The organism is Streptomyces sp. NPDC046862 (genome assembly GCF_040704615.1).
In the GTDB taxonomy this organism is placed as follows: Bacteria; Actinomycetota; Actinomycetes; order Streptomycetales; family Streptomycetaceae; genus Streptomyces.
The window spans coordinates 193,099-203,837 of sequence record NZ_JBEYXP010000003.1; the positions used below are offsets into that span (position 1 = coordinate 193,099).

The window sequence follows — 10,739 nt, forward strand, 5'->3', positions numbered from 1 at the left end:
GCGCGGTCCGGGTGACTCCAGGTACAGGACCGATCCCGCGAGCCGCGGAAGAGGGAGAACCCGATGTCAGCAGCCGAGGGGCCACTCGTCGTCGGGGTGGACACATCCACCCAGTCCACCAAGGCCCTGGTCGTCGACGCGTCCACCGGTCGGGTGGTGGCGAGCGGGCAGGCACCGCACACCGTCTCCTCCGGAGCGGGCCGGGAGAGTGATCCGCGGCAGTGGTGGGACGCGCTGTGTACGGCGCTGCACCAGTGCGGGGACGCGGCGCACGAGGCCGCGGCGGTGTCGATCGGCGGACAGCAGCACGGGCTCGTCACGCTCGACGCCCAGGGCGACCCCGTCCGCCCGGCGCTCCTGTGGAACGACGTGCGCTCGGCACCCCAGGCCCGCCGCCTGGTGGAGGAGTTGGGGGGTGCGAAGGCCTGGGCGGAGCGCACCGGAAGCGTGCCCGGAGCCTCGTTCACGGTGACGAAGTGGGCCTGGCTCGCCGAGAACGAGCCGGAGGCGGTCCGTGCGACGGCCGCCGTACGCCTGCCGCACGACTACCTCACGGAGCGCCTGACCGGTCAGGGCACGACGGACCGCGGTGACGTGTCCGGCACGGGCTGGTGGGCCTCCGGGACGGAGACCTACGACGAGGAGACCCTCGCTCACGTGGGGCTCGACCCGGCGCTGCTGCCGCGTGTGGTCCGGCCGGGCGAGGTGGCCGGCACCGTGCGGGACACTCATGATCTGCCGTTCTCCAAGGGCACTCTGGTCGCCCCGGGCACCGGTGACAACGCGGCCGCAGCTCTGGGCCTGGGCCTGCGTCCCGGCACCCCGGTGCTGAGCCTCGGCACCTCCGGCACGGTGTACGCCGTCTCGACGCGACGCCCCACCGACCCCACCGGCACCGTGGCGGGCTTCGCCGACGCGCGGGGGGACTGGCTGCCGCTGGCCTGCACCCTGAACTGCACACTCGCCGTCGATCGGGTGGCCGAACTGCTGGGCTTGGACCGCGAGGCCGTCGAACCCGGCACGAGCGTGACCCTGCTCCCCTACCTGGACGGCGAGCGCACCCCCGACCTGCCGCACGCTTCGGGCCTGCTGCACGGTCTGCGGCACGACACGACGGCCGGACAGCTCCTCCAGGCGGCGTACGACGGCGCGGTCCACTCGCTGCTCGGCGCACTGGACCTGGTGCTCGACGCGGACGCGGACCGTTCCGCGCCGCTGCTTCTCATCGGCGGAGGCGCACGGGGAGCGGCCTGGCAGCAGACGGTACGGCGGCTGTCGGGGCGCCCCGTGCAGGTGCCCGACGCCAAGGAGCTGGTCGCGCTCGGCGCGGCCGCACAGGCGGCCGGGCTGCTGACCGGCGAGGACCCGGCGGCGGTCGCCCGCCGCTGGGACACCGCGCGCGGGCCCGTTCTTGGCCCGGTGGAGCGGGACGAGGCGACGCTGGCCAGGATCGCCGGGGTACTCTCCGACGCGGCGCCGCTGCTGGAGCGGGAGCCGGACAAGCGCTGACGGGGCCGCCACGATGGTGGGCCCCGACCAGGACAGCCCCAGGGGGCCGGGCACGTTCACCGGGCTCGGCCCCTTCCGAAGGGGACGGCCGGACGAGGACTGACGGAGGCATGACCGCACCGCTGCACGAGGCCCACCCCACGAGTCCCGGGCGTCGACTGCCCGACACCCAGCAGGGCATGCGCCGTCGCAACCTCTCCCGCGTGATGCACACCGTCAACGCCGAGGGGCCGCTGTCCCGTGCCGCCGTCGCCTCGCACATCGGCCTGACGAGGGCGGCCGTCTCCACGCTGGTCGACGAGCTCATCCGTTCGGGCCTCCTGGAGGAACTGGGGCCCGAGCGGCCGGGCCGGGTGGGACGGCCGGGTTCCGCACTCGCCCTGAGCGGGCGCGGCCCGGCGGGGATCGGCGCGGAGGTCGGTGTCGACCACCTCGCGGTGTGCGCGGTCGACCTGCGGGGCGAGGTGCGGGCAAGGGCCGTGCGGCACGGCGTGAACCGCGGCCGCTCGCCCGAGCCCGTGATCGGTGATCTGACGGCGCTGGTGGAACAGGTCGTCGCCGCGGCGGAACGCGAGGGGCTGTGGCCCGCGGGCCTCGCGGTCGCCGTACCGGGCCTGGTGGCACGTGACGCCCGTACGGTGGTGCGCGCCCCCAACCTCGACTGGCACGACACGGACCTTGGCGCGCTGTTGTCCGGCGACCTGCCGCTGACGGTGGACAACGAGGCCAACTTCGGCGGCCTCGCCGAACTCTGGCTCGGCGGGGGGACCCTTCGGGACTTCCTGCACGTATCCGCCGAGATCGGCATCGGTGGCGCGGTGGTGGTGGACGGCCGTCTGCTGCGGGGAACCCGCGGTTTCGCGGGCGAGTTGGGGCACGTGCCCGTCCGGCCGGAAGGGCCTGAGTGCGCGTGCGGCGGACGTGGTTGCCTGGAGCAGTACGCCGGTGAGGAGGCCGTCCTGCGAGCGGCCGGCCTGGCGCCCGGAGAACACCGTGTCGAGTTGCTCGCGGAACGTGCCGCCCAGGGCGACAAGGACGTACGGCGTGCCCTGCGCGCCGCCGGAACAGCACTCGGCATCGCGCTGACCGGCGCGGTCAACCTGCTGGACCCCGAGACCGTGGTGCTGGGTGGAGCGCTGGCGGGCCTCGCGCCATGGCTGCTGCCGTCGCTGGAGCGGGAGTTGGCCCGCCGCACGGCAGGCCCGGCATGTGCCGTGACCGTGTCGCGGCTGGGTCCCGAGGGCCCGCTGCTCGGCGCGGCGCATTCGGTGGTGCGGGGCGTGCTGGACGATCCGGCCTCGGTGGCTGCCGGGCGGCCGTAACGCACAGGGGCCTCGAGCGACTTCCCTGGCCATTGCCCCTGGCCACTTCCCTGGCCACTCCCTTGATAACTTCCCTCCTGCGGGTGACGAGGTTATCCACAATCCCGACGCTGTCCACCGAAATCATCGCGTTCTTCCCGCCTGATCGCGAAGCGCCGTACCGTGATTCACGCGAGGCGCAGCCCGTCCTGGAGGTGGCTGCGCGGGCAGAACGGAGCTGTACGACCATGAGCGACCCCCGCGTCCTGACAGTGCGCCCCGAACCTGACGAGTACGCCTGGACGTTCGGCGGTGCGCCACCGGTGGCACGCATCGCGCCCGGTACGGTCCTCGACCTGTACACGGAGGACTGTTTCGCCGGCCGGGTGCGGTCGGAGAAGGACCTGGTGTCCCAGGTGTGCCAGTTCCCCTTCCTCAATCCGCAGACAGGCCCCTTCCACGTCGAGGGCGCCGAGCCGGGCGACACGATCGCCGTGCACTTCGTGTCGATCGAGCCGGCGCGTGACTGGGCGGCGTCCACTACGGTCCCGCTGTTCGGAGCGCTGACCTCCACTCACACCACGGCCACGCTGCAGCCGCCGCTGCCGGAGACAGTGTGGATCTGGCAGCTCGACCGGGCCCGCCGTACCGCGTTGTTCGCGGCGCACGACAGCGACATCCGGGCCGAGCTGCCGATGGATCCGATGCACGGCACGGTGGGAGTGGCGCCCGCCAATCTCGAAGTGCGGTCCGCGCTGGTTCCCGACGCCCATGGCGGAAACATGGACACACCGGAGATGCGAGCCGGCGTCACCTGCTACCTGGGCGTGAACGTGGAGGGCGCCCTGCTGAGCCTCGGGGACGGGCACGCACGGCAGGGCGAGGGCGAGACCTGCGGCGTCGCCGTCGAGTGCGCCATGAACACGGTGGTGATCGTCGAACTGCTCAAGGGGATCACCACGCCGTGGCCGCGTATCGAGTCCGACTCGCACATCATCTCGACCGGGTCCGCCCGCCCGTTGGAGGACGCGTTCCGGATATCCCAGCTGGACCTGGTGCAGTGGCTGGTGCGTGACTACGGGTTCAGTGAGCTGGACGCGTACCAGTTCGCCACGCAGACCGTCGAGTCGCCGCTCGCCAATGTCTGCGACACCAACTACACGTGCGTGGCCAAGCTCCGCAAGGAGTGGCTGCCCGCGCGTGAGCCCCACCGAGGACTGCACACACACCTGCGCGAGACGGCGGCGATGCTGCGGCGCTGAGGGCGTACGGAGCCGGAGGGCGGCCACCACACCCACGGCCTCGCCTCGCCCCCGCGCTCTGCCCCTCCGCCCCCTCACCCCCACCATCGAAAGGCAATCACCATGGAGCGAGCCAGACCCCTGCCCAGCAGGCGACGGCTGCTGAAGGGCGCGGCCCTCGCCGCTGTTCCCTACTCGTTACTCCCCGATCCCCGAGCCGGCGCGCAAGCGCAGGCGCTCGACTACCCACTCGCCACATGGCATCCGGCGAGCGAGTCCAACTACACGGCTGCGGAGCGCCCGACGAGCCACTCCCTCGACTACGTGATCATCCACGTGACGCAGACGGCGTACAGAAAGGCGCTGTCCATCTTTCAGGACCCGCGCAAACAGGTGTCCGCCCACTACGTCGTACGGTCCGCCGACGGATCCGTCGCCCAGTGCGTGCGGGAACGCGACATCGCCTGGCACGCGGGCAACTGGGACTACAACACACGCAGCATCGGGATCGAGCACGAGGGCTGGGTGGACCAGCCGTCCTACTTCACCGGCGCGATGTACCGGCAGTCGGCCAGACTCGCCGCGGCCGTCTGCACCAAGTACGGCATCCCCAAGGAGCGGGCCCACATCATCGGCCACTACGAGGTACCGGGCACGGACCACACCGATCCCGGACCGCACTGGGACTGGGAGCGCTACATGGAACTGGTCAACTCCGCGTGACCGCGCGGAGGGGGTCGCGGCGGGGCCGGCGGCGCGTACGAACACACCTGGGAGGTGACAGCCGAGGAACTTGTCCGTGCTCGTGGTGAGGGCGACGATGGGGGGTGCGAGCCGCATCGCCTTCCGGGGAGGCCGAATTGACCGATGCATGGGTGGCCCTGGAACCGGGGGCCGACCCCGTCGAGCGAGTGCGAGTACTGCGCCGGGCGCATGAGAGGTTCACCCAGGCGGGCACGGTGGAGCGCCCGGTGCGTTCCGTGGTGGCCGACTCGTGGCGGCGTTCGGCGAGGGCGGGAGTCGGCCCGGACGGCACCGCGTGCGTGGAGCTCACGGACGGGGACCTCGGTTCCTACCGGGCGGAGCACCCACTGGCGCGCGCGATGCCGTTGGTCCGGGAGCTCATGGGCACCTTCGCGGCGGACGGCGAGCATCTGCTGGCGGTGTGCGACGCGCAGGGCAGGATGCTGTGGGTCGAGGGGCATCCGGCGACCCTGCGGCGGGCGGACCGGATGAACTTCGTTGAAGGTGCGCGCTGGGCCGAGAGCGCGGTCGGCACGAACGCGCCGGGTACGGCGGTCGCCGTGGACCGGCCGGTGCAGGTGTTCGCGGCGGAGCACTTCATACGGCGGGTCCAGCCCTGGACGTGCGCGGCAGCACCGGTGCACGATCCGCGCACCGGCCGGGTGCTCGGCGCGGTGGACATCACCGGTGGGGACGGGCTCGCGCATCCGCACAGCCTGGGCTTCGTGCAGGCGGTGGCGCGCGCCGCGGAGTCCCAGCTCGCGCTGCTCACCCCGCCCGAGACGGTGGTCGCCGGGACGCTCGACCTGACGGCGCTCGGCCGGGACGAGGCGCACCTGGTCGTGGACGGCCGGAGGATCAGGCTCAGCCGTCGGCACAGCGAGATCGTGGTGCTGCTCGCCCGTCACCCGGAGGGACTGACCGGCGACGAGCTGCTCTGCGCCCTGTACGAGGACGAGTCGGTGACACCGGTGACCCTGCGCGCGGAGCTGGCCCGGCTGCGCAGACTGCTCGGCCCCGCGCTCCTGGGGTCGCGGCCGTACCGGCTCTTGCTTCTGGTCGAGTCCGATGTCGCCGTCGTGGAGCGGAGGTTGGAGACCGGCGCGGTCACCGGGGCCGCGACAGCATACGGCGGCCCGCTGCTACCGGGTTCGCAGGCCCCGGCGGTGGTCCGGTTGCGTCAGCGGCTGGCCGACGGGTTGCGTACGGCGCTCATCGCCCGGCGTGACCCCGACCTACTGGCGAACTGGGCGCACGCGCCCTGGGGCGAGGACGACCTCGACATATGGCGCGCTCTGGCGGCCGTACGTCCGACGGCTGCGGTACGGGCACGCCTGGAGGAGCTGGAGTCCGAACTGGCGGCGCCGCCGGGATGGGCACCCGGCACCGCAACGTTGTCGCAACGTAGGTGTTCCTAGCCTCGCGGCGAGAGCTGCCCAACAGCGGGCAGCGCGTTCTCGGGAGGCAGGGACCATGACGCGTTACGCAGCGCCCGGTACCGACGGCGCGATCGTCTCGTACGAGGCGCGCTACGACCACTTCATCGGCGGGGAGTACGTGCCGCCGGCCACTGGGCGGTACTTCGAGAATCCGAGTCCGGTGAACGGGCAGCCATTCACGGAGATCGCCCGCGGGACCGCCGAGGACGTGGAGCGGGCGCTCGACGCGGCGCACGCGGCGGCGCCCGCGTGGGGCCGTATGTCCGTGGGCGAGCGTTCCGACATCCTCCGGAAGATCGCCGACCGGATGGAGGCGAACCTGGAGAAGCTGGCGGTCGCGGAGAGCTGGGAGAACGGCAAGCCGGTCCGGGAGACGCTGGCCGCCGACATCCCGCTCGCCATCGACCACTTCCGGTACTTCGCGGGAGCGATCCGCGCGCAGGAGGGTTCGCTCTCCGAGATCGACGACGACACGGTGGCGTACCACTTCCACGAGCCGCTCGGCGTGGTCGCGCAGATCATCCCATGGAACTTCCCGATCCTGATGGCGACGTGGAAGCTCGCGCCCGCGCTGGCGGCGGGAAACGCGGTCGTCCTCAAGCCGGCCGAGCAGACGCCGGCGTCGATCCACTACTGGCTGAGCCTGGTGGCGGATCTGCTGCCGCCGGGGGTGGTGAACATCGTCAACGGGTTCGGCGTCGAGGCCGGCAAACCGCTGGCGTCGAGCTCACGCGTGGCGAAGGTGGCGTTCACCGGTGAGACCACGACGGGGCGGCTGATCATGCAGTACGCCTCGGAGAACATCACTCCGGTCACGCTCGAACTGGGCGGCAAATCGCCGAACATCTTCTTCGACGACGTCTCGACGGCGAACGACGACTTCCGGGACAAGGCGCTCGAAGGCTTCACGATGTTCGCGCTCAACCAGGGTGAGGTGTGCACCTGTCCCTCGCGGGCGCTCGTGCAGCGCGGGCACTACGCCGGGTTCATGGAGGCGGCGGTCGCCCGTACCGAGCTGATCAAGCCCGGGCACCCGCTCGACACGGACACGATGATCGGCGCCCAGGCCTCCAACGACCAGCTGGAGAAGATCCTCTCCTACCTGGACATCGGCCGACAGGAGGGCGCGAAGGTACTGACCGGCGGGGAACGCGTCCAGTACGACGGCGAGTTGAAGGGCGGCTACTACGTTCAGCCGACCATCTTCGAGGGCGACAACCGCATGCGGATCTTCCAGGAGGAGATCTTCGGACCGGTCGTGTCCGTGACGTCGTTCGACGACTTCGACGACGCGATGAAGATCGCCAACGACACGCTGTACGGCCTCGGCGCGGGCGTGTGGACGCGGGACATCAACACCGCCTACCGCGCGGGCCGTTCCGTGCAGGCGGGTCGCGTCTGGACGAACTGCTACCACGCCTACCCGGCCCACGCCGCCTTCGGCGGCTACAAGGGCTCGGGCATCGGCCGCGAGACCCACAAGATGATGCTGGACCACTACCAGCAGACGAAGAACCTGCTGGTGAGCTACTCGCCGAAGAAGCTTGGGTTCTTCTAGAACCATCCAGTGGGCGCCTGGAAGCGGTCTTGCCCGAGCAGCCGAGTCCCGCTTCCACTACGCCAGCGCCGGCCCGCGCGCAGCTCAGTCGGCGTCGCCGCAGCCCAGCCGGCGTCGCCACAGCCCAGCCGGCGACAGCCGGGTCCCTCGGTAGGTGACGTCGGAGAGGCTCCGGGTACCGGTAGCGGCATGGCTGAAGTGGTGCAAGCGGGACTGTGGGGGCTGCTGGCGGGCTCGGCGCTTCTCCTCGGTGCCGCGTTCGGTTATGGGCTTCGCGTGCCGCAGAGGGTGATCGCCATGGTGATGGCCTTCGGTGCCGGGGTGCTGTTGTCCGCGGTCTCCTTCGAACTGGTCGGTGAGGCGTACGAACAGGCCGGGATCACACCGGCGGCGATCGGCACGCTCGTCGGCGCCGGTGCCTACACCGCGGGCAGCCTCTGGCTGGCCGTCCGCGGGGCCCGGCACCGCAAGCGCTCCGGCCTTCAGTCCGCACAGTCCCAGCCGTCGGAGGGCGAGCAGGGTGGATCCGGGATGGCACTGGCGCTGGGAGCGTTGCTGGACGGCATCCCGGAGTCGGCGGTCATCGGGGTCAGCCTGCTGGACGGCGGGGCGGTCAGCCTGGTGACGGTGGCGGCGGTGTTCATCAGCAACGTTCCGGAGGGGCTGTCCAGTTCGGCGGGCATGAAGCGGGCCGGCCGCGGCAAGGCGTACGTCTTCGGTGTGTGGTCGGCGATCGCCGCCGCCAGCACCGTCTCCGCCGTCTTCGGTTACACCGTCGTCGGAGCTTTCTCCCCGGCCGTGATCGCGGCGGTCACCGCGGTGGCCGCCGGAGCGATTCTCGCCATGATCGCCGACACGATGATCCCCGAGGCCTTCCAGGAGACCCACCTGGCCATCGGCCTGATCACCGTGTGCGGCTTCTTGGTCTCCTTCGCCCTGTCCCACGCCTGACCCTCACGACTGCGGCATCGGGCTGCCGGAGCACCCGCAGAGGCCTTACGGGCAAGAGCGGCCCGGCCCCGCCGGGCTTGCGGAGTGGCCGGGGGCCGGGCCCGTGCGGTCGTCCGAGGCGGTGGGGTCCAGGGCTGTGGTGTCCGCGGCGCCCCCGGGAGTCAGAGGTACGCCGTTGGCGCGCAGCACCTCGCGAAGGTCGAGGATCAGGGGGAAGACCTCGTGATTGCGGTCCTCCCCTTGCTCCTCCCACGCCCGCTGCTCGGCTTCGACGGCCATCCGGTCCTCGGCGAACACGCGCTCGGTGAAGCGTCGGATGAACGGCCAGACCAGATGAAGGGCGCCGGGAACCCGTGGTTTCTGGATCATGAGCAGGCCATATGCGTGGCAGGTGCGCTGTTCGGCGTCCTCGGGCACGTAGGCGGCCCAGAGGCAGAAGGCAGGGTGATCCGCGTTCTCCGGGACCAGGTCGAGTGTCTGGTACGGGTATGCGGTGCGGATGGTCATGACGTCGCGGGAGGCGCTGCCGCCGATGCCCTGGGAAGCCAGCAGGCCGGCGCTGCGGTTCCGCTTCCCCCCTGCGTGGGTGAACAGGTACGTGGCCTCCACCGACCGCGCATCGGTCCGGTACTCCAGCAGTTCCGGGTGGAGCCTTCCGACGACGCCCCGGTGGAGGAACTGGTGATTCATGTCGAGCAGGTTCTCGTGCATGAACGAGTAGTGGCAGCGCACGGTCCGGGAGAAGGCCATGGTCCTGTACTTCGGTGAGCCGAAGGCCGGCAGCTCGGGCAGCGCGGTGACCGCCGCCTTCTCCGGATCGCCCGGGAAGACGAACACCAGGCCGTACGCCTCGCGGACCGGGTAGCCGCGCACGCCCCTCGGCGGCCGGGCATCGCCCTTGGACAGGTACGGGATCTGCGAGATACGGCCGTCGCCGCGATAGGCCCACGCGTGATAGCAGCAGCGGAGCGTCTCGCCCTGTACGACGCCCATGCTCAGCGGCACCTGCCGGTGGGCGCACCGGTCCTCCAGCGCGTAGACGCCGCCGCTCGCGCCGCGGTACAGCGCGATGCGTTCACCGGCGAACGCGGTCGCGCACACCCGTCCGCCGCGCACGTCCCCGGACAGCGCCACCGGATACCAGAAATCCGGGTTCGCCCCGACGCGCCGCAGGTCCGCCTCGTGGGAACCCGGATGGCGGTAGTTCGAGGGCCGACCACTCCCGGCCCCGTCGGAGTCGGTCTCGGTCATATCTCTCCCTCTCCACGTGGGACAGCAGCCTCATCCTGACAGCCGCTCGCCTTCCACGCCGGGCCCGACGCGTCCGGACGGGTGAGTACGAGATGCGAGACCCGCGATGGCGCCGCCGGTTGCGCGTTGGCTGACCGGAGTCGTGGTGGCGGACATCGCCCCCGGAGTGGTTTCCGGCCGGCCGCGCCGGGAAACCGCCTGCTCCATGGACAGTGGCGAGATGACGGCGGCGGGGCAGGGCGGCGCCTGTCCTCCCTGGGCCCTGTGGGAGTACGCCTTCCTCGCCGACGGCGAACGCGGGGCGCTGGTGGATCCGGAAGGAAGGATCGTCTGGCTGTGCGCGCCGCGCTGGCACAGCGACGCGGTTTTCTCCGCCTTGATCGGGGGCGCCGGGCACTTCACCGTGGAACCCACGGACCGCTGGCACGTGTGGGGCGGCGCCTACGAGGAAGGCACGCTCATCCGTGTGAGTCGTTGGGTGACCCGGGACTCCATGATCGAGTGCCGTGATGCCATGGCGTTGGCCAAACACCAGATCGGCGACCAGGTCGACGCGTTCCGCTGGTTCGAACGCACACGGGCGGCGTGCGGACCGTCCGGGCTGTTCGCGGAGGAGTACGACGTCCGTCAGCGCCAGCTGCGCGGCAATCTGCCCCAGGCGTTCGTCCACGCCCTGCTGCTGGAATGCGCCGTACGCCTGGGCGATGCCCCGGCTCAGCGATAGGGGCGATAGGGAATTTCAGCC

Annotated in this window: 9 protein-coding genes; 8 read left to right on the forward strand and 1 reads right to left on the reverse strand. The window is 71.2% G+C overall.

Translation table 11 applies throughout. The features are described from left to right. Positions 1-63 precede the first annotated feature (63 nt). From xylB to AB0959_RS04435, 7 genes are all read left to right on the forward strand, one after another. Positions 64-1,509, forward strand: coding sequence for a xylulokinase (xylB, locus tag AB0959_RS04405; protein WP_366824751.1), 1,446 nt, complete (start codon positions 64-66; stop codon positions 1,507-1,509). Positions 1,510-1,619: 110 nt separating this feature from the next. Then, complete coding sequence (locus AB0959_RS04410) at positions 1,620-2,831, forward strand: ROK family transcriptional regulator (protein ID WP_366824752.1); 1,212 nt, start codon at positions 1,620-1,622, stop codon at positions 2,829-2,831. 227 nt (positions 2,832-3,058) lie between these two features. Beyond that, positions 3,059-4,072, forward strand: a complete 1,014-nt coding sequence (locus AB0959_RS04415) for an acetamidase/formamidase family protein (RefSeq protein WP_366824753.1) — start codon at positions 3,059-3,061, stop codon at positions 4,070-4,072. Between the two features lie 102 nt (positions 4,073-4,174). After that, a complete protein-coding gene (locus tag AB0959_RS04420) occupies positions 4,175-4,774 on the forward strand; it encodes an N-acetylmuramoyl-L-alanine amidase (RefSeq protein ID WP_366824754.1) in 600 nt (199 codons plus the stop codon). Positions 4,775-4,911: 137 nt separating this feature from the next. Next, the gene (locus AB0959_RS04425) at positions 4,912-6,213 is read left to right on the forward strand and encodes a GAF domain-containing protein (RefSeq protein WP_366824755.1); all 1,302 of its coding nucleotides are present in this window, start codon (positions 4,912-4,914) and stop codon (positions 6,211-6,213) included. Between the two features lie 55 nt (positions 6,214-6,268). Continuing rightward, a complete protein-coding gene (adh, locus tag AB0959_RS04430; protein ID WP_366824756.1) occupies positions 6,269-7,792 on the forward strand; it encodes an aldehyde dehydrogenase in 1,524 nt (507 codons plus the stop codon). Between the two features lie 189 nt (positions 7,793-7,981). Next, complete coding sequence (locus AB0959_RS04435; RefSeq protein WP_366824757.1) at positions 7,982-8,743, forward strand: ZIP family zinc transporter; 762 nt, start codon at positions 7,982-7,984, stop codon at positions 8,741-8,743. Between the two features lie 45 nt (positions 8,744-8,788). On the opposite strand, the gene AB0959_RS04440 is transcribed toward AB0959_RS04435, so the two are convergent. Beyond that, on the reverse strand, positions 8,789-9,994 hold the full coding sequence (locus tag AB0959_RS04440; protein ID WP_366824758.1) for an aromatic ring-hydroxylating dioxygenase subunit alpha: 1,206 nt from the start codon (positions 9,992-9,994) through the stop codon (positions 8,789-8,791). A gap of 220 nt (positions 9,995-10,214) precedes the next feature. Between AB0959_RS04440 and AB0959_RS04445 the strand changes: the two genes are divergently transcribed. Next, the gene (locus tag AB0959_RS04445; protein WP_366824895.1) at positions 10,215-10,718 is read left to right on the forward strand and encodes a trehalase-like domain-containing protein; all 504 of its coding nucleotides are present in this window, start codon (positions 10,215-10,217) and stop codon (positions 10,716-10,718) included. Positions 10,719-10,739: the final 21 nt, after the last annotated feature.